This is a genomic window from Streptomyces sp. NPDC090119, from assembly GCF_044747085.1.
Taxonomy (GTDB): Bacteria; Actinomycetota; Actinomycetes; order Streptomycetales; family Streptomycetaceae; genus Streptomyces.
On record NZ_JBIVDK010000006.1, the window covers coordinates 186,283 to 204,202 of the forward strand.

Genomic DNA, 17,920 nt, shown 5'->3' on the forward strand with positions numbered 1-17,920 from the left:
GAACCCTAGGGGTGTGCCCTGACTCAGGGCGACAGCATTTCCAGCTCTCCCGCGAGGTTCCAGCGGGCCGTCGCCTCCCAGTGCTCCGACCCGTAGGGGGTGTGGAACAGCGCGGGCAGATCGAGGAGTTGGCGCAGCACGGCCGAACGTCCCTCGTGGAAGGCGTCGTTGGGCACGAAGTGGTACTCCTCGCGGATCTCGGCCGTGTAGGCGGCGTACGCGGACGGCGCCGAGGCGAGGATCGCCAGGTCGGCGTCGCACAGCACCTGCCCGTTCCGGTCGTCCCCGGTCGGGTCGTGGCCGACGGTGAGCCGGACCAGCCGAGCCACCTCCGCGACCTTCGCCTCCGGCACCCCGGCCTCGGCCAGCGCCCGCTCGGCCAGCCGCGCCGAGCGCTCCTCGTTCTCCGACCGGTCCGGCAGGTACACCGCGTCGTGGAACCAGGCCGCCAGCCGTACGAGGTCGGCGTCGTCGGCGTACTCGGCCAGCGCGTCGACCCGGTCGAGGACCGCCGTGAGATGGGCGAGCGTGTGATACCGCCGCTGCGGCTCCGCCCATCGGGCGATCAGGTTCTCGGCGTACGGCGCCGGGTCCGGGCCCCCGCCCGGCGCGCGGGCGGCTTCGAGGGCGCGGGCGAAGCGGAGCCCGAGGTCTGCTGCGGTTCTTGCGTCGGCCATGTGTCCATTGTTCCGGTGATCGGGGTCGGGGCGTACCCTGGAATTGGACTAGACCTGTTGCCGCCGTCGGAATTGGGGTGCCATGAGCAAGCGTGCGGTCCTGGAGGTGATCGCTCTCGGGGTCGAGGACGCGGTCGCCGCCCAGGCGGGAGGCGCGGACCGGCTGGAACTGGTCACCGACATGGCGGCGGACGGGCTCAGCCCCGACCCCGCCGTGGTGGCCGCGATCCGGGCCGCCGTCCCGATCGACCTGCGCGTGATGCTGCGGCTGTCGGACGGGTTCGCGGCGGGCGACCTCGACCGGCTGACCGGCACGGCCGCCGAGCTGCGGGCGGCGGGCGCCGACCAGTTCGTGCTGGGCTTCCTCGACCCGGCCGGGGACGTGGACCTCGCGGCGGTCGAGCGGGTCGTGGACGCGCTGGACGGCAGCCCGTGGACCTTCCACCGCGCGATCGACCGCGCCGCCGACCGCGACGCGCTGCGCAAGCGGCTCAGCGGGCTGCCCGGCCTGGACACCTTCCTCACGGCGGGCGCGGCGACGGGCGTGGACGAGGGCCTGGACACGCTGACGGCCGAGGCCGCGCACACCGGTACGCCGGGGTACGAGCCCCGCATCATGGTCGGCGGCGGCCTCCGGCTGGAGCATGTGCCGGGGCTGCGGTCCGCCGGTATCGACGCCTTCCACATCGGCGGCGCGGCCCGTCCGCAGGGATGGGCGGGGCCGGTGTGCGCGGAGGCGGTCGGGGCGTGGCGGGGGATGCTCGACGGGGAGTAGGCCGGGAATGTTCCGGCGGTCCGGTTCGTTGGGCCTGCGCCCGTGCACACCGCTGTCGTTGGGAGCATCGTGTCCGAGACCACACAGACCTTCACCCCCCTCACCACGCAGGCCGAGCGGCTGATCGAGCTGGGGGTGCACGAGATCGCGGGGCTGTCCGCCGCCGAGGTCCGGGCGGCGGCTTCCGTGGCCGGCGAGAGTGACGCCCTCCTCGCCGTCCGTCCCGACCTCGCCCCCGCGTCCAGGCTCGCGCCGCTGCTCCGGCGCCGGGACAAGGCCGGGTTCGTCGTCACCGACATGACCGACGTCGACCTCTTCGCGCCGTTCGACGCCATCGACCTGCCGGACACCCCGCTGTACCTGGTCGGCGGGGTCGACCGGGGTGACGACATGGCCAACTGGAGCCCGGACGAGGCACTTCCGGCGCTCACCGCCGCGTCCCGCACGCCGCTGCTGCTGACCGAGGGCATCCACTGGGTGCTCCAGCGGCCGGACGTACTGGAGCGCAACCACTGCTTCATGACCATCGGCTCCCGGCTGCGCAAGCCCAACGGCACGCTGGACGCCCGCACCCCGGCCCTCTGGATCAGCAACGGCACCGGCCGGGACGGCCGCGAGCGGCGCGACGCCCCCAAGGTGGGCTGGTGCTGGGCGGGCAACCGGCACACCTGGCTCGGGTTCGCCTCGGGGACGGGGCGGACGGGGCTGAACCCCTAGGGGCCCGCGAAGATCGGGGAGACACCTGGGGGCGGGTCCAGCCGCCGCTCCTGCCGCTCAGCCCGCGAGCTGCTCCGGCAGGGGCCCGGTGTGCGCCACGATCAGCCCCGAGACCGCTCGGGTCAGCGTCACGTACAGCCGCCGCAGGCCGGTGCGTTCGTCGGGCTCGCCGTCGACCACGGCCTGCGGCTCGTCCAGGACCACGTAGTCGTACTCCAGGCCCTTGGCGAGCGAGGCCGGGACCAGGGTCAGGCGGGTCTCCTCGGTGGTCTCCTCGCCGGGTGCGAGGAAGCCGATCCCGGCCGCCGTCAGGGCCTCGGCGAGCGCGGGCACGCGGGCGTCGGCGGCGATCAGACCGGTCGAACCCTCGTGGCGCAGCAACTCCTCACAGGCGGACACCACTTCGGCCACCCCGTCCACCGCGCGCACCTCGAAGAAGCCGGGGTTCTCCCGGACGGAGGCGACCGGGGTGAGGCCGGGCGCGATGTGGGGGAGCAGCCGGGAGGCGTACGTGATCACGTCCGTGGGGACACGGAAACCGGCCGTCAGCTCCTCGATCACGCCCTCGCCCTTGCCGAGATGGGCCAGCGCCTCGTCCCAACTCCGGGTGGCCCAGGGGGTGGTGCCCTGTGCGAGGTCGCCGAGGACGGTCGCGCTGCCGGTGGTGCAGCGGCGGCCGACCGCGCGGTACTGCATGGGGGACAGGTCCTGCGCCTCGTCCAGCACGACATGGCCGAGCGAGTGGGTGCGCTGGATCAGGTCGGCCGCCTCGTCGATCAACACGGCGTCCGCGGAGGACCACTTGGCCGACTTCACGCTGCGCACCGGCTTGGCCCAGAGCACCGTCTTCTGCTCGTCCTCGTCCAGGATTCCGGCGGCGTGCTCGGCGAGGAACTCCCCGTCGGACAGCAGCCGCAGCACCAGCTTGGCCGGGTCGGCGGGCGGCCAGACGGCCTTCACCGCCGCCTTGACCGCGCTGTTGCGCGCGACCGCGTCCTGCACCCGGTCGTCCGGCGCCTCCCCGGCCCGCTCCATCTGCACCAGCACCGCATGCGCGATCCGCTGCGGCAACGCCTCGCGCGCGGCACCGTACCGGATCTCCCGGCCCAGCAACTCGCGGACGATCTCCTCCAGTTCGTACGCCGGGACCCGCCAGCGTCGTGAGCCGCGCACCACCATGATCGGCTCGGTGGGCATCGTCACCTGCGCGTACAGTGCCCGGCGCAGCACCTCGGCCATCCGGGCGTCGCCCTTGAGCACGGCGGCCGGTGCCTCGTCCGTGCCGCGCACCTCCACCTGGGCCACCAGGTCGTCCACGGTGGCCTGCTGCACGCTCAACTCGCCCAGCGCGGGCAGCACTTGCTCGATGTAATGCAGGAAGGACCGGTTGGGTCCGATGACCAGGGTGCCGGTGCGGGCGAGCCGTTCCCGGTGGGCGTAGAGCAGATAGGCGACCCGGTGCAGACCGACCGCCGTCTTGCCCGTACCGGGTCCGCCCTGCACGCACACCGTGCCGCCGAGCCCGCTGCGGACGATCTCGTCCTGCTCGGGCTGGATGGTGGCGACGATGTCACGCATGGGGCCGACGCGCGGCCGCTCGATCTCCTGCTGGAGCAGCTTGCTGGTGGCCGCCGTCTCCGAGGGGTCGGACAGGTGCTCGTCCTCGTACGCGGTCAGCTCGCCGCCGGTGTACCCGAAGCGGCGGCGCAGCCCGATGTCCATCGGGTCCTTCTTGGATGCCCGGTAGAACGGCTGCGAGACCGGGGCGCGCCAGTCGATGACCATGGGGTCGCCGTCCGCGTCGTGGACGTGCCGCCGCCCGATGTAGAACTGCTCGCCTTCAGCTCCCTCCGCCTGCTCGCTGCCCGGCGCGTGCAGGTAGTCGAGGCGGCCGAAGAACAGCGGGGTGTGGCTGAGGTCGGCCAGCGCCTTGATCCGGTCGTCGATCTGGCGGGTCAGTACGGCCGCGTTGACCCAGTTGGCGGTGACGTCCTTGATGTCCAGCGCCTCCACGTCCTCCCGCATGGCGCGCAGGGCGGCCCGTGAGTCGGCCAGGTGGGTGCGTTCGCGGGTCAGGGGGGCGCGGGAGTCGTCGAGCGGGTCGGGTGCGGTCGCGGACAAAGGAGTGCCTCCGATGGAACCTGCTGTGTGGTCACCAGGCCGGATGCGGCCATGGGGGTGCCGTCCGGTTACCGGCCGGGCGGCGGCACTCCGAGGGGGAGGCGGGCAAGAGCGGAGATTGTAGGCGGGGCGGGCGGGGCGAGGCCAATGAATATCCGGGGGTCCCCGCATCCCGTCCCGCGCCGTTCCGTGATCGCCGTTCCGTGGTCGAACTGACGTGCTTGTGCGGCCGATCATCCGGGACATACGTTCGGCGTCATGTCCATGACCCGCAGAAGCATCCTCCGGGGAATCGCCGCCGCACCGTTCGTCGGAGCGGCCGGTGCCGTCCTCGCGCCCGCCACCGCGCACGCCGCCACCACCGACCCGGCGCAGTTCGCCCTCACCACCCGTACGGGCAACTCCTACGGGGAGTTCGCCGACCTGAACGCGGGCCTGGCGACCAAGCTGTCCTCGGTCGACGCCACCGCCGTCCTCGCCGACACCAACCGCAAGGCCCCCCGCCTGACCAGTGCCCCCGGCACGTCCCAGGCCTTCGAGGCCGGTTTCACCTGGGACAGCGCCGACCAGGCCGTCGACTACTGGATTCCGCAGGGCGTCACCACCAGCGCGGACGCCTACGGCAACGGTGTCTACCCCGAGGGCGGCAGCAACAAGGCCGTCCTGGTCTCCTGGTACTTCGAGACCGACCCGGACGGCGACGGCGTCGACGAGTACGCCCTCGACAAGGGCCTGCGGCTGACCTTCGTCAACCACAACTCCGCGTCCGCGCCCACCTACCGCCACGTCCTGCTGGTCGAGCCGGTCAAGACCGCCACCGGCGAGTTCTCCTTCAACCCCATACGCAAGCACGCGGGCGGCATCCTCTGGTACGGCGACCTGCTGTACGTCGTCGACACCTACAAGGGGCTCCGGGTCTTCGACCTGAACACCCTCTTCCAGGTCGACACCACCCAGGCGGACTCCTGCGGTCTGGTCGACGGCACGTACTACGGCTACGGCTACACGTACGTGCTCCCGCAGAGCGGCGCCTACGACAACTCGGGCAAGTACCTGCGCTACTCGGCGATCGGCCTCGACCGCGCCAGCACCCCGGACAGCCTGGTGGTGAGCGAGTACTCCGAGGACGGCGCCGTCGACTACTCGGGCACCTCGTGGACCGGTACGGGCGCGCCCACCACCACGCCCAAGGTCGTGCGCTGGAACCTCGACTACACCACCCGCAAGCTGTCCTCGGGCACGCCGAGCGAGGCGGTCACGGTCGCCCAGAAGAAGATCCAGGGCGTCGTCTCCCGCAACAGCAAGCACTACCTCTCGGTCAGCAACGGCCCCTCCGGCACCGGCGCGCTGCGCACCTTCACCTCGGGCGCCAACACCGCGAGCACGGTGTGCAACCTGGCCATCGGCTGCGAGGACCTCAGCTACCACTCCAGCGGCGCGTCGGGCTGGTCGTTCGCCGAGTCCGTGATCTGGAACCTCAGCGAGTACGCGGGGAAGCGGTACGTCTACGCCGTCCACGCGGACGGGTCCTGAGCGACCTCGAGCGCCTACCCCTAGGGGGTTTCGGCGGCGGGGCGTAGGGGCGGGCTCCACCCACGGGTGCAGAGGAATCCCTTTGAGAACCGACCCGTGGGTGTATTCCGGACTTATGCCGGAAGTCTCACCATGGAGACATGAGCGCAGCGACCCTTCACCCCGCCCCGGCCCGTCCGTCCGGCGCCACCGCGCTGGCGGGCGGCGAACACCACCACGTCCTCGGCGAGGCCCTGCGCGCGATCAAGGTGTACGCGCAGGCCGCCTTCGGCGTGGTCATACTCGGCGAGTACGGCGAGGAGGCGGGCGTCCACCGCAGATACGGGGACGCCCTCGGGGACCCATAGCCGGGCCCCGCTCCGCCTAGTTCTCCTTCGTCCCCTCCGCCAGGATCTCGTCGGCGTCGACGATCCGGTAGGCGTAGCCCTGCTCGGCCAGGAAGCGCTGGCGGTGGGCCGCGAAGTCCTGGTCGATGGTGTCGCGGGCGACGACCGAGTAGAAGTGCGCCCGGTGGCCGTCCGACTTGGGCCGCAGCACCCGGCCGAGCCGCTGGGCCTCCTCCTGGCGGGAGCCGAAGGTGCCGGACACCTGGATGGCGACGGTCGCCTCGGGCAGGTCGATGGAGAAGTTGGCGACCTTGGAGACGACCAGCACGCTGATCTCGCCCTCACGGAAGGCGTCGAAGAGCTTCTCCCGCTGGGCGTTGGAGGTCTCGCCCTTGATCACCGGCGCGTTCAGATGCTCGCCCAGCTCGTCCAGCTGGTCGATGTACTGCCCGATCACGAGGACCTGCTGTCCGGCGAACCGGCGCACGATCGCCTCCGTGACCTTCCGCTTGGTCGCGGTGGTGGCACAGAAACGGTACTTGTCCTCGGTCTCCGCGGTGGCGTAGGCGAGCCGCTCGGAGTCGGTGAGGTTCACGCGGACCTCGACGCAGTCGGCGGGCGCGATGTAGCCCTGCGCCTCGATCTCCTTCCAGGGCGCGTCGAACCGCTTGGGCCCGATCAGGGAGAACACGTCGGACTCGCGGCCGTCCTCGCGGACCAGGGTCGCGGTCAGACCGAGACGGCGGCGGGCCTGGAGATCGGCGGTGAACTTGAAGACGGGAGCGGGCAGCAGATGGACCTCGTCGTAGACGATCAGACCCCAGTCACGGGAGTCGAACAGCTCCAGGTGCGGGTAGACACCCTTCCGGCGGGTGGTCAGCACCTGATAGGTGGCGATGGTGACCGGCCGGATCTCCTTCTTGGTGCCGCTGTACTCACCGATCTCGTCCTCGGTCAGCGACGTCCGCTTCACCAGCTCGTGCTTCCACTGCCGGGCGGAGACGGTGTTGGTGACCAGGATCAGCGTGGTCGACCCGGCCTGCGCCATCGCCCCGGCGCCGACCAGCGTCTTGCCCGCGCCGCAGGGCAGCACCACGACACCGCTGCCGCCGTGCCAGAAGTTCTCCACGGCCTGCTTCTGGTAGGGGCGCAGCGCCCAGCCGTCCTCGCGCAGGTCGATCGGGTGCGCCTCACCGTCCACATATCCGGCGAGGTCCTCGGCGGGCCAGCCCAGCTTGAGCAGGGTCTGCTTGATCTGCCCCCGCTCGGAGGGATGCACGGCCACCGTGTCCGGGTCGATCCGGTTGCCGACAAGCGGGGCGACCCGCTTGGAGCGCAGGATCTCCTCCAGCACCGGCCGGTCGGTGGTGGTGAGCACCAGCCCGTGCGCCGGGTGCTTGCTCAGGGTGAGCCTGCCGTACCGGTCCATGGTCTCGGCGATGTCGACCAGCAGGGCGTGCGGCACCGGATACCGGCTGTACTGCACCAGCGCGTCGACGACCTGCTCGGCGTCGTGCCCGGCGGCCCGCGCGTTCCACAGCCCGAGGGGGGTGAGCCGGTAGGTGTGGATGTGCTCGGGGGCCCGTTCCAGCTCGGCGAAGGGAGCGATGGCCCGACGGCACTCGTCGGCCCGCTCGTGGTCGACTTCGAGGAGCAGGGTTTTGTCTGACTGGACGATCAGCGGACCGTTCACCTGTGCCATCCTTCCGCGCGGCCAAACCTCCAGTGTGCCTGATCCGGGGGCCGGAGGGCAGGTCTCGCCGCTAGTCCTCCGCCAGCTCGGCCACTCCGGTGATCCGGTGCAGAGGGTAGGTGCGGACCTCGTCGGCGGTGTGGTCGTAGGCGGTGACGAAGCCGCCCTCGACCCGGATCGGGGCCACCACGCGCTGGCTGGCGGCGCCGTCGGCGTTGACGTAGCCGATCCACACGGCCTCGCCGGTCATCACGGCCGCCTGCATGGTGGCCAGGGTGTCGGCGGCGCTGGTGCGCGGGAGGTCCGCGCCGGTGGGCGCCGGGCCGGGGGCCTTGAGCGGGGCGGTGGCCGCGAGGTCACCGGCGCGGATGGCGCGGACGGCGGCCGTCAGCAGGACGGTGTCGGCGGGCGGCGGGCCCTCCGGTACCGGCTCCGGCGCGGTGCGCGGCGGGGTGCGATGGGTGTCGGAGCGGACGATCAGCACATCGCCCTGGGCGGACTCGGCGGCGGGCGCGTAGCCCAGCGCGCGCAGACCCTCCAGCAGGGTCGCCGGGTCGCACGGCGCGGCGAGCACGGTCGGGGCCAGGCGGCGCAGCCGCAGCGCGCCGGCCCGCTTGTCGGCGATGATCTCGTTCAGCACGGCGTCGTCGTCGCAGCGGACGTACGCCGAGGCGACGCCCACCCGCAGATGCCCGTGCCTGCGGGCCACGTCGTCGATGAGGTAGGCGAGCGGCTGCGGCACCGGGGTGCGGGAGTGCTGGGCGAGGAAGGCGTGCAGATCGGCGGCGGTCTGCCCGGCGTCCAGCGCCCGGCGTACGGAGGCGGGGGTGAACCGGTACACGGTCGCGCCCCCCTTGGACTCCACGTCCGCGAGCACCCCGAGGGTCTCGGCGAGCGGCCGCAGCAGGGGGCCGGGGGCCACCGCGGTCAGGTCGGCCTGGAGCAGCACGTGGTCCAGGGGTTCGGGGAGGAGGGGTGCGAGGAGACCGACGGCGGTGGCGGTGGACGCTCCGGCGGCGGGGGAGGCGCCCTCGGGGTCGGGGGCCGCGCCCAGCAGGGCCCGGCCGTGGCTGGACAGGGCGCCCCGGCCGGTCACGCCGAGGAGTTCCGCCTCGCTGAGCGCCCAGCGGGCCAGCCGGACGCGCAGATCCTCGGTGCCGTCGCGTTGCGGGGTGCGCAGCGGGCGTTCCCAGGTCAGCCGGGACAGCACCGCCTCCGGCGCCGGTGCCACCCCGGCGGGCAGTCCGGCCAGCAGGGTGAGGACCCGGTGCCGTACCTCGGGCGCCGCCGAGCGGTCCAGGCCCGGACCGAGGGTGGAGAGCGCGCGGTCCTTGATGTCCCGGCCGCCGATCAGCCCGGCCGTACGGGTCGCCGCGAGCCAGGCGGCGGCGAGGCGGCCCCAGCGTTCGGCGACGGGGCGCTCCAGCCAGGTGTCGTAGGCGGGGGTGGGTGCGTAGCGTTCGTCGGCCGCGCCGTCCGAGGCGAGGAGCCCGGCGGCGTAGGCCAGCTCGATCCAGAACGCGGCGAGCGGTTCGGGCGCGTCGAGGGCGACGGCGGTCCGCTTCAGGTCGCGCACGCTGAGCCCACCGGCCCGCAGTACGGCGGGGCCGCCCTGGTCCCAGTGCTTCAGCAGGTCCTCGATGGTGGCGAGCGCGGTGTACGCCTGCCCGGCCCCCGTCGCGTCCACGATCTGCGGCGCGTGGGCCACGGCCGGTTCCACCGCGGGCGGCACCGGCTCGGGCACCCGGTGCGCGCGCCCGCCGCGCAGATGCAGCGCGACCTCGCGCGGCAGCACGACCGTGCCGGGCGCGGTCGGCAGCAGCAGGCCGCGGTCGAGCAGCCAGCGCAGATGGGTGGCCGGATCGGCGGTGACCTGGCCGTACGGCGGCCCCCACATCAGCCGGGTCAGCACCTCGCGGGCGGCTTCCGGCGCCCCGTCGAGCAGCGCGTCCATCCGCTTCCGGTCGGCGAACAGACCGGTGAGCGCGGTGACCGCGGAGACCGGATCGTGCGTGGAGGGCAGCCCCGCCGTGTTGACGATCTGCTGCACCCGCCCCGGCGACATGCCCGACGTCGCCTCCCGCACGGTCGGGCCGAGCCCGGTGGGGGAGGGGTGCTGGGCGGAGGGCGCGAGGAGTTCGCGGGCGGTGCGGACCAGGTGCAGCCGGTCGTCGTCGCCCCAGATCAGGGCCTGCCTGCGCAGGGCGGCGACGGCGCCGGGCAGCGCCTCGTCGACGGCCGGATCGCCGTCGTCCCCGGCCAGCAGTTCGTGCAGGGTGTCGTAGGTCGCCGGGTCCGGGGCGACGGCGAGGGCCTGCGCGGTCTGCAGGGTGAAGCGGTCCAGGTGCTCCAGCGCGCGCAGCACCGAGGCCCGGGTGCCCGCGCGGGTGGCGAGCTGGGTGAGATCGGTGGGGACGGGTGCGATGAGGTCGGGTCGGTCGCGCAGCAGCGCGGCCAGCGAGGCGTCGTCCCGCGCGCGGAGTGCCTCCGCCAGGGACCGGGGGACTGAAGATGCCTCGGGGCTCATCTGACCCACGTTAGCGGCTGGGACAAGCGGCGGCCGAGGGTCTTGGAGGGCCGCTCCGTCCGGGTGGGCCGATTGGTGCCGGTCTGCGCTACCTTCTGGGCGGGGTTCCACCACCGTCGCCCCGGAGGGGTTTCCGTTGGGGATCGAGAGCGACCAGGTCGTCTACGAGTATCTGAGCCGTGTCGGGGACGTGGCGCATCAGCGGCAGCTGCCGTCGTCCACGCGGATGCGGCTGGTCTCCGAGCTGCGCAACGAGATCGACCGGCACCGGGCCCGCGCCACGGTGGACAGCCCGGCCGCCGTGCGCCGCATCCTGGACCAGCTGGGCAGCCCGGACGCCGTGGTGCGGGCGGTCGGCGGCGGGGGCACCGTCCCGCCGCCCACCGTGGTGCCCGTGCAGCCGGAACCGGAGAAGCCGGAGAAGCCGGAGCGCAGGCCCCGGGGGTTCAAGGGGTTGCGCGCCGCCGTGCCCCGACCGCGTCCCGCCGATACGGAGCCCGCCGTACCCGCTCCGACGAACGGGGCGTCCCCGCCGCATCTCGCGCCCGCGCACGAACTCGGCGAGTCGCTGACCCGGCCCGACTGGTGGCGGGTGGCGGACGGACCGTTCGGCGCGGCGGCCGCGGACTCGGTGCCGGGGTTCGTCGGCGGGGTGGAGATCCCGGAGATGCTGCGGCGTCCCCCCAAGGAGACGGAGGAGACCGACCCGACCAGGCCGAAGGAGGCCGTCGTGGAGCCGGTCGAGGTGATCCCGCGCTCCCGGTTCCGACGCTTCGTCCCGCTTCCCGCGGCCGGCTGGACCAACCCGCTCCTGCTGCTGGGCGCCGCCGCGCTGCTGGTGGGCGCGGTGCTGGGCAACTGGTTCGCGCTGCTCCTCGGCTGGCTCATCGCCTACGGCTCCCGTCGCCTCACCCCGGCCGAGACCAAGTGGGCGGTCCTGGTGCTGCCCGCGCTCGCGGTCGCCGCCGGGGTGACCTACCTGTGGGGCCGCAACACCGGGCACTGGGGGACTCCGGTCGCCGAGGGGCACCTGAGCGACGCCCTGACCGAGACCTGGCCGTGGGTGGTGCGCGGGGCGGCGGTGAGTTCGGCGCTGTTCCTGCTCTGGCGCTCGCAGCGCAGGCGGTAGCGGCACCCCGGCCGGGCCTCCCGCGACCCCGGCCGGGCACAATGGCGCCCATGCCTGCCGTGTCCCCCGCATATGCGCCCACCGTCGGCTTCGACCTCGACATGACGCTCATCGACTCGCGGCCCGGCATCCGGGCCTGCTATCTCGCGCTGTCGGAGCGGACCGGGGTGTACGTGGACGCCGACCTGGTGGTGACGCGGCTGGGCCCGCCGCTCGCGGAGGAGCTGGTGAACTGGTTCCCGGCCGCCGACGTCCCCGCCGTGGCCGACCTGTACCGGGCGATGTACCCCGAGTACGCCATCGCCCCCACCCTCGCCCTGACCGGCGCCCGCGAGGCGATGACCGCCGTACGCGCGGCCGGGGGCCGGACCATGGTGGTCACCGCGAAGTACGAGCCCAACGCCAAGCTCCACCTCGCCCACCTGGGCATCGAGCCGGACGTGGTGGTCGGCGACCTGTGGGCCGAGGACAAGGCCCGCGCCCTCCGCGAACACGGCGCGCACGTCTACGTCGGCGACCACACCGGCGACATCCGGGGCGCCCGCGCCGCCGAAGCCCTCTCGGTAGCGGTGGCCACGGGCCCGTGCAGCGAGCAGGAACTCCGCGAGGCGGGCGCCGACGTGGTCCTCCCGGACCTGACGACCTTCCCGACGTGGCTGACCACCCACGTGACGTCGGCCCAGGGCCACTGACCGGGCCTACGCCGACCGTGCCGACCTCTTAGGGGCGCGGGGAACGGCGCGACCAGCCACGACGAACCGCAGGCCGAATGACAATCGGCACCCCCCTGATTACGGCCAACCTCAGCGCCCCGCACCCCGGGCTTGGCGCCGACCCGCCGCAACAGAGCGCAGCACCCCCGCCCCCGCGATGAGGAACCCGACCGCCATCAGCATGCTCAGCCCGAACATGTAGGTCGGGAACGGATGGCTGCCGAGGAAGAGCGGGGCCACCGTGACGAGGGTGGCCACGGCGCCGAGGAAGAAGACGATGACTCCGGCGCGGATCAGTCCGTCACCGGGCCCGGCGGAATTCGTTTGGGTTTTGTCACGCACCGGACCAGGGTAGTTCCCAGCGCGAGAGAACAACCGGTGAGCACCTTGTCACCCGCCCGATGACCATTAGCCTGGGTGTCGGCGGGTCTAGGTCGACCCGCCGCGGTGCTCCACATACCCGTTTTCCGAGCTTTTCCCGACGAGTACGAGGACGAGGACAGACGTGCCCACCGGCAAGGTCAAGTGGTTCAACAGTGAGAAGGGCTTCGGCTTCCTCTCCCGCGACGACGGCGGCGACGTCTTCGTGCATTCCTCGGTCCTGCCCGACGGAGTCGAGGCGCTCAAGCCCGGACAGCGCGTGGAGTTCGGCGTCGTCGCCGGTCAGCGCGGTGACCAGGCGCTCTCGGTGACCGTTCTCGACCCGACCCCCTCCGTAGCGGCCGCCCAGCGCAAGAAGCCGGACGAACTGGCCTCGATCGTGCAGGACCTCACCACCCTGCTGGAGAACATCACGCCGATGCTGGAGAAGGGCCGCTATCCGGAGCGCACGTCGGGCAAGAAGATCGCGGGCCTCCTCCGCGCCGTGGCGGACCAGCTCGACGTCTGACCCGCCCCGCGAGGGGATTCCCTAGGGGAACGCGAGTGCCTTCGGTCCGAGGGCCGGTACGAGGCCCTCGGCCGCCGCGCGCGTCAGCAGGCCCCGGATCGCCGCGTACCCGTCCTCACCGAGGTCGGCGGTGAACTCGTTGACGTACAGCCCGATGTGCTGGTCGGCGACGGCCGGGTCCATCTCCTGGGCGTGCTCCATGACGTACGTGCGCGACGCCTCCGGGTCGTCCCAGGCGGCCCGGACCGAGGTCCGGATGGTGTCCGCGAGCCGCTGGAGGGTCTCCGCGCCCAGCGACCGCTTGGCGATGATCGCGCCGAGCGGGATCGGCAGCCCGGTGGTGCGCTCCCAGTGCTCGCCCATGTCGGCGAGCTTGTGCAGCCCGTACTCCTGGTAGGTGAAGCGGGCCTCGTGGATGACGAGCCCGGCGTCCACCTTGCCGTCCCGCACGGCCGGCATGATCTCGTGGAACGGCATCACCACGATCTCCCCGACCCCGCCGGGCAGTGTGTCGGCCGCCCACAGCCGGAAGAGCATGTACGCGGTCGAACGCTCGCTCGGCACCGCGACCGTGCGCCCGGTCAGGTCGGTCCCCGCCTCCCGCGTGAGCACCAGCGGCCCGCAGCCCCGGCCCAGCGCGCCGCCGCAGGGCAGCAGGGCGTACTCGTCGAGGACGTACGGCAGCACGGCGTACGACACCTTCAGCACGTCGAACTCGCCGCGCTCGGCCATGCCGTTGGTGATGTCGATGTCCGCGAAGGTCACGTCCAGCGCGGGGGCGCCGGGGACGCGGCCGTGGGCGAGGGCGTCGAAGACGAAGGTGTCGTTGGGGCAGGGCGAGTACGCGATCTGCAGGGGCTCAGTCGTCATGCTTGTTCCAACTCTCCAATGCGGGCGCGAGCTTCCCGAAGGCCCCGGTGAGGGCGGCGAGCGCGTCGCCGATGCGCCAGGCGGCGCGGTCGCGCGGGCCCACCGGGTTGGACACCGCGCGGATCTCCAGCACCGACACCCCGTGCGCGGCGGCCGCCTCCGCGACCCCGAACCCCTCCATGCCCTCGGCCAGCGCACCCGGATGGCGCTCGCGCAGGGCGGCGGCGCGGGTGGCGGTACCGGTCACGGTGGAAACGGTCAGCACGGTGCCGGGGCGGGCACCGGTGGCCTGGACGACTTCTCGTACGAGTGAACTCGGCGGCAGATGGGTGACGGTGCCGAAGCCGAGGTCGGTGACCGGCAGGAAGCCGTCCGGCGTCTCGGCGCCCAGGTCCGCCGCGGTGATCGCGTCGGCGACGACCAGCGAGCCGACGGGCGCCTCCGGCTGGAAACCGCCGCCGATCCCGGCCGAGACGACCAGGCCGTAAGGGGTGCCCGTGAGGGCGGCGGTGGTCAGCGCGGTGGCGGTGGACGCGGCGGCGAGCGCGGGGCCCACCCCGGCGGCCAGCAGGTCGAACGCGCCGTCCGTGCGCAGCAGGGTCGCGCCGGGCAGCCGTACCTCTTCGGCGGCGCCCGGAAACGCCCGTGCCACCGCGTCCCGTTCGGCCGGGACGGCGGTGGCGACGAGGACGCGGCGGCGGACGTTCACGGGACCGGAGCCCTCCGTCAGGAGGTCGCCTTCTTGAGCTTGAAGCTCCACAGGCCCTTCGGCGAGGAACCGGCGCCCATCTGGATGGACAGCGTGTTGGTGTCGCCCTGGGTGCCGTACTGGGCGTTGAAGAACGCGTTGCCCGGGATCGTGCTGTACGTCTTCTTGCTGACGTCGGTGAACTGACGGCCGTTGACCAGCAGCACCCAGCCCGCGTCCGCGATCTTCGGGTCGACGCCGACGCGGACCGTGTCGCCGTCCGGGTCCACCGAGACCGTCTTCTCGTCGCCGGCCTTCTTCGCGCACTGCGCGAGGGACTTGGCGGTCAGCGTCTTGTCGCCGTTGTAGCAGAGCGCCTCGGAATTGACCGAGCTGTCCCCGACGGTGACCGTGGAGACGGGCGTCGGCTTGTCACAGGCCGAGAGGACGAGCAGTCCGGCGGAAACGGCACCGGCGGCGGCGAGCGCCCGGCGGCGTCGCGGGGCGGATTGCAGCGAGGTCATGGCCGAAGGCTATCGGGCACACCTCGCGGGCGGTCCACGTGGGGTACGACACGTTCGCTCCGTCAGGCGACGCGCGGCCGGGTACGGGGCCCGTGCCGTGCCGCCGTCAGCAGCCCCCGGAGCGTCGTCAGCCAGCCCACGGCGACCAGGGCGGCGGCCACCGCCAGGCCGAACGTGCCGTTGAGGGGCATCACGATGCCCACCGCGCCGCCGAAGACCCAGGCCATCTGGAGGATGGTCTCGGAGCGGGCGAAGGCCGAGGTGCGGACCGCCTCCGGCACGTCCCGCTGGATCAGCGCGTCCAGGGACAGCTTGCCCAGCGCCTGGGCGAAACCGGCCACCGCGGCCAGGCAGGCCACCAGGACGGCGCCGAAGAACACGGCGGCCACCACGGCGGCGCCGAGCGCGACGGCGACCACGGTCACGATGATGATCTCGGGCGCCTTGGAACGCAGCCACGCCCCCACGGCCGTACCCAGCGCGTTGCCCGCGCCCGCCGCCACGCCGACGATCCCCAGCGAGACCGCCGCGCTCTCCCCGGCCAGCGGATGCTCGCGCAGCAGGAACGCCAGGAAGAAGATCAGGAAGCCGGACAGGCAGCGCAACCCCGCGTTCGCGCCCAGCGCGTGGGTGACGGCGGGCCCGACCGTGCGCAGCCCGGGCCGCTTGCCCGGATGCAGCCGCCGCGGCCCGTGCAGATGCTGTTCGTCCGCCGCGAGCAGCGCCACGCCCTCACCCTTGGCCGAATCCACCGTGCGGGGCAGCGAGAACGACAGGAACGTACCCGCCACGAAGATCACAAAAGCCCCGTACAGCGGCCAGGGGTCCCCGACCATCTGGAGCCCCGCCCCGATCGGCGCCGCGACCCCGGTGGCCAGCAGCCCGGCCAGCGTGACCCGCGAGTTGGCCTTCACCAGGGAGAACGCGGGCGGCAGCAGCCGGGGCACGACCGCGCTGCGCACCACCCCGTACGCCTTGGAGGCCACCAGCACCCCGAGCGCGGCCGGATACAGCTCCAGGCCGCCGCTCGCCACCGCCCCCGACAGCACCAGCGCCAGCAGCGCGCGGGCCAGCATCGCCCCGGCCATCGCGGCCCGCCGCCCGTGCGGCAGCCGGTCCAGCAGCGGGCCGATGACGGGGGCGAGGACGGTGAAGGGCGCCATGGTGATGGCGAGATAGAGCGCGACCCGGCCACGGGCCTCGTCGGTCGGCACCGAGAAGAAGACCGTGGAGGCCAGCGCCACGGTGATCATGACGTCCCCGGCGCCGTTCACCGCGTGCAGCTCGATCAGTTTGCCGAGGCCCGACTCGCCCGCGCCGTGCGCGTGCGTGACCTTGCGGATGCCGCGCGCGGTGCCCGTCACCGGCAGGCGCAGGGCACGGCCGACGGAGCGGACGACACCGCCGACGCGGCCCGAACCGCCGCCACCGCGCCCCCTGTCCGTGGCTGCCACGTGCTTCATAGTGCCCCGAGCGACCGTCCCGTAGGCGGTTTGCGGCCAAGCGAGTCGACGCGGGCTCCGCACGATTTACCGGTCCGGAACCCGCCGGACGGCCGCGGACTGTCCCCCACCACGGGCGACGGGGTAGCGTGCGTATCTCAGCCATAGCGCAGAATGGATGGCAGAGGTGCGCCCGCGCGTGATCGGACGCGGACGTCGATGCGGCCCACAGGTCCGCTCCGTCCGCTTCACCGCCGGAGTGCATCCGCACTCGTAGACGGCGTAGGAGAGAAGCGATACCTGTGAGCGCAGCGACCACGCGAAGCCGCACCCCTGACCGCCTGTGCGCCGAGGCGATCGACCTCGCGCGCACCGCAGCGGAGGAAGCGGCCGCTCCCGGTGTGGTCGGTGAGCACATCGGCCTGGTGTCGGAGGGTGACCGTCTGGTCACCCACTTCTTCGAGTGCAAGGAACCGGGCTACCGGGGCTGGCGCTGGGCCGCCACCGTCGCCCGCGCCTCCCGCGCCAAGATCGTCACCCTGGACGAGGTCGTGCTGCTGCCCGGCCGCGACGCCCTCCTCGCCCCCGAATGGGTGCCGTGGAGCGAGCGACTGCGCCCCGGCGACCTCGGCCCCGGCGACCTCCTCCCCACCGACGAGGAGGACCTGCGCCTGGAGCCCGGCTTCTCCGGCGAGGAGGAGCCGCCGCCGAACTCCGCGCTGGCCGGGGGCCTGACCGAGCTGGCCGAGCGGGAGGACGCCGACGTCACCCCCGGCAGCCCCGCCGCCCAGGCGGGCGTGCCCGCGCGCGGCTCGATCACCTCGGTCGCCGAGGAACTGGGCATGCGCCGCGCCCGCGTGCTGTCCCGCTACGGCCTGCATGTCGCCGCCGACCGCTGGGAGGAGGCGTTCGGCCCCAAGACCGCGATGGCCCAGGCCGCCCCCGCCACCTGCGCGAGCTGCGGCTTCCTCGCCCCGATCGGCGGCTCCCTGGGCCAGGCGTTCGGCGTCTGCGGCAACGAGTTCTCCCCGGCCGACGGCCGCGTGGTCTCCCTCGCCTACGGCTGCGGCGCCCACTCCGAGGCCGCCGTCATGCCGACCCCGCCCCGCCCGCCGCTGCCCGTGGTGGACGAGACGCAGGTCGACCCCTTCCCGCTCCGGCCCGCCGCCGACTCCGGCTCGGTCACCGCCGAGGGCGACGGCGAAGCGGCGGAACTCGGCCACTCGTAGCCCGTCGCCCCGCGCGTACGCCGCGAAGGACGGACCGTCAGGTCGCTGTACCTTCGATCTCACGTCG

General features: G+C 73.1%; 17 protein-coding genes. 8 read left to right on the top strand and 9 right to left on the bottom strand.

Annotated features, from left to right (window positions below):
• Positions 1 to 23 precede the first annotated feature (23 nt).
• Positions 24 to 677, bottom strand: a complete 654-nt coding sequence (locus tag ACIPPM_RS25615) for a hypothetical protein (RefSeq protein WP_401451942.1) — start codon at positions 675 to 677, stop codon at positions 24 to 26.
• A gap of 82 nt (positions 678 to 759) precedes the next feature.
• On the opposite strand from ACIPPM_RS25615, the gene ACIPPM_RS25620 reads away from it, so the two are divergent.
• Positions 760 to 1,452: a copper homeostasis protein CutC gene (locus ACIPPM_RS25620; RefSeq protein WP_401451945.1), complete on the top strand. Its 693-nt coding sequence runs from the start codon at positions 760 to 762 to the stop codon at positions 1,450 to 1,452.
• A 69-nt stretch (positions 1,453 to 1,521) separates the two neighbouring features.
• Positions 1,522 to 2,169, top strand: coding sequence for a DUF5701 family protein (locus tag ACIPPM_RS25625; RefSeq protein WP_401451947.1), 648 nt, complete (start codon positions 1,522 to 1,524; stop codon positions 2,167 to 2,169).
• Positions 2,170 to 2,226: 57 nt separating this feature from the next.
• Here the strand turns inward: ACIPPM_RS25625 and ACIPPM_RS25630 are convergent, their stop codons facing one another.
• Positions 2,227 to 4,290: a HelD family protein gene (locus tag ACIPPM_RS25630; protein WP_401451949.1), complete on the bottom strand. Its 2,064-nt coding sequence runs from the start codon at positions 4,288 to 4,290 to the stop codon at positions 2,227 to 2,229.
• 264 nt (positions 4,291 to 4,554) lie between these two features.
• On the opposite strand from ACIPPM_RS25630, the gene ACIPPM_RS25635 reads away from it, so the two are divergent.
• Together ACIPPM_RS25635 and ACIPPM_RS25640 are read left to right on the top strand one after the other, a co-directional pair.
• Positions 4,555 to 5,823, top strand: a complete 1,269-nt coding sequence (locus tag ACIPPM_RS25635; protein WP_401451951.1) for a hypothetical protein — start codon at positions 4,555 to 4,557, stop codon at positions 5,821 to 5,823.
• A gap of 140 nt (positions 5,824 to 5,963) precedes the next feature.
• A complete protein-coding gene (locus tag ACIPPM_RS25640) occupies positions 5,964 to 6,170 on the top strand; it encodes a hypothetical protein (RefSeq protein WP_401451954.1) in 207 nt (68 codons plus the stop codon).
• 16 nt (positions 6,171 to 6,186) lie between these two features.
• Here the strand turns inward: ACIPPM_RS25640 and ACIPPM_RS25645 are convergent, their stop codons facing one another.
• Together ACIPPM_RS25645 and ACIPPM_RS25650 are read right to left on the bottom strand one after the other, a co-directional pair.
• Positions 6,187 to 7,842: a DNA repair helicase XPB gene (locus ACIPPM_RS25645; protein ID WP_389005076.1), complete on the bottom strand. Its 1,656-nt coding sequence runs from the start codon at positions 7,840 to 7,842 to the stop codon at positions 6,187 to 6,189.
• Between the two features lie 70 nt (positions 7,843 to 7,912).
• Positions 7,913 to 10,369, bottom strand: coding sequence for a helicase-associated domain-containing protein (locus ACIPPM_RS25650; protein WP_401451958.1), 2,457 nt, complete (start codon positions 10,367 to 10,369; stop codon positions 7,913 to 7,915).
• Between the two features lie 136 nt (positions 10,370 to 10,505).
• Here ACIPPM_RS25650 and ACIPPM_RS25655 point away from each other — a divergent pair, with 136 nt between their 5' ends.
• Together ACIPPM_RS25655 and ACIPPM_RS25660 are read left to right on the top strand one after the other, a co-directional pair.
• Positions 10,506 to 11,498: a hypothetical protein gene (locus ACIPPM_RS25655; RefSeq protein WP_401451960.1), complete on the top strand. Its 993-nt coding sequence runs from the start codon at positions 10,506 to 10,508 to the stop codon at positions 11,496 to 11,498.
• A 50-nt stretch (positions 11,499 to 11,548) separates the two neighbouring features.
• Entirely contained in the window at positions 11,549 to 12,190 is a 642-nt protein-coding gene (locus tag ACIPPM_RS25660) for an HAD family hydrolase (RefSeq protein ID WP_401451962.1), read from the top strand.
• A gap of 111 nt (positions 12,191 to 12,301) precedes the next feature.
• Here the strand turns inward: ACIPPM_RS25660 and ACIPPM_RS25665 are convergent, their stop codons facing one another.
• On the bottom strand, positions 12,302 to 12,553 hold the full coding sequence (locus ACIPPM_RS25665; RefSeq protein WP_164194913.1) for a hypothetical protein: 252 nt from the start codon (positions 12,551 to 12,553) through the stop codon (positions 12,302 to 12,304).
• 163 nt (positions 12,554 to 12,716) lie between these two features.
• Here ACIPPM_RS25665 and ACIPPM_RS25670 point away from each other — a divergent pair, with 163 nt between their 5' ends.
• Complete coding sequence (locus tag ACIPPM_RS25670; RefSeq protein ID WP_389005072.1) at positions 12,717 to 13,100, top strand: cold-shock protein; 384 nt, start codon at positions 12,717 to 12,719, stop codon at positions 13,098 to 13,100.
• A 21-nt stretch (positions 13,101 to 13,121) separates the two neighbouring features.
• Here the strand turns inward: ACIPPM_RS25670 and ACIPPM_RS25675 are convergent, their stop codons facing one another.
• The 4 genes from ACIPPM_RS25675 to ACIPPM_RS25690 all read right to left on the bottom strand — a co-directional run bounded on the left by ACIPPM_RS25675 (position 13,122) and on the right by ACIPPM_RS25690 (position 16,645).
• Positions 13,122 to 13,970, bottom strand: coding sequence for a 1,4-dihydroxy-6-naphthoate synthase (locus tag ACIPPM_RS25675; RefSeq protein ID WP_401451965.1), 849 nt, complete (start codon positions 13,968 to 13,970; stop codon positions 13,122 to 13,124).
• Positions 13,960 to 14,679: a futalosine hydrolase gene (locus tag ACIPPM_RS25680; protein ID WP_401451968.1), complete on the bottom strand. Its 720-nt coding sequence runs from the start codon at positions 14,677 to 14,679 to the stop codon at positions 13,960 to 13,962. Before ACIPPM_RS25680 ends, ACIPPM_RS25675 begins: the two co-directional genes overlap by 11 nt.
• 17 nt (positions 14,680 to 14,696) lie before the next feature.
• Complete coding sequence (locus ACIPPM_RS25685) at positions 14,697 to 15,182, bottom strand: DUF2771 domain-containing protein (RefSeq protein ID WP_401451970.1); 486 nt, start codon at positions 15,180 to 15,182, stop codon at positions 14,697 to 14,699.
• A 62-nt stretch (positions 15,183 to 15,244) separates the two neighbouring features.
• Entirely contained in the window at positions 15,245 to 16,645 is a 1,401-nt protein-coding gene (locus ACIPPM_RS25690; RefSeq protein ID WP_401451973.1) for an MFS transporter, read from the bottom strand.
• A 281-nt stretch (positions 16,646 to 16,926) separates the two neighbouring features.
• On the opposite strand from ACIPPM_RS25690, the gene ACIPPM_RS25695 reads away from it, so the two are divergent.
• Complete coding sequence (locus ACIPPM_RS25695) at positions 16,927 to 17,853, top strand: DUF3027 domain-containing protein (protein ID WP_401451976.1); 927 nt, start codon at positions 16,927 to 16,929, stop codon at positions 17,851 to 17,853.
• The last annotated feature ends 67 nt before the right edge of the window (positions 17,854 to 17,920 follow it).

Bases quoted from the DNA above. Each gene is read 5' to 3' on its own strand.
- ACIPPM_RS25615 (WP_401451942.1), bottom strand. From the start codon at position 677: ATGGCCGACGCAAGAACCGCAGCAGACCTCGGGCTCCGCTTCGCCCGC.
- ACIPPM_RS25620 (WP_401451945.1), top strand. From the start codon at position 760: ATGAGCAAGCGTGCGGTCCTGGAGGTGATCGCTCTCGGGGTCGAGGAC.
- ACIPPM_RS25635 (WP_401451951.1), top strand. From the start codon at position 4,555: ATGACCCGCAGAAGCATCCTCCGGGGAATCGCCGCCGCACCGTTCGTC.
- ACIPPM_RS25640 (WP_401451954.1), top strand. From the start codon at position 5,964: ATGAGCGCAGCGACCCTTCACCCCGCCCCGGCCCGTCCGTCCGGCGCC.
- ACIPPM_RS25650 (WP_401451958.1), bottom strand. From the start codon at position 10,369: ATGAGCCCCGAGGCATCTTCAGTCCCCCGGTCCCTGGCGGAGGCACTC.
- ACIPPM_RS25660 (WP_401451962.1), top strand. From the start codon at position 11,549: ATGCCTGCCGTGTCCCCCGCATATGCGCCCACCGTCGGCTTCGACCTC.
- ACIPPM_RS25675 (WP_401451965.1), bottom strand. From the start codon at position 13,970: ATGACGACTGAGCCCCTGCAGATCGCGTACTCGCCCTGCCCCAACGAC.
- ACIPPM_RS25685 (WP_401451970.1), bottom strand. From the start codon at position 15,182: ATGACCTCGCTGCAATCCGCCCCGCGACGCCGCCGGGCGCTCGCCGCC.
- ACIPPM_RS25690 (WP_401451973.1), bottom strand. From the start codon at position 16,645: ATGAAGCACGTGGCAGCCACGGACAGGGGGCGCGGTGGCGGCGGTTCG.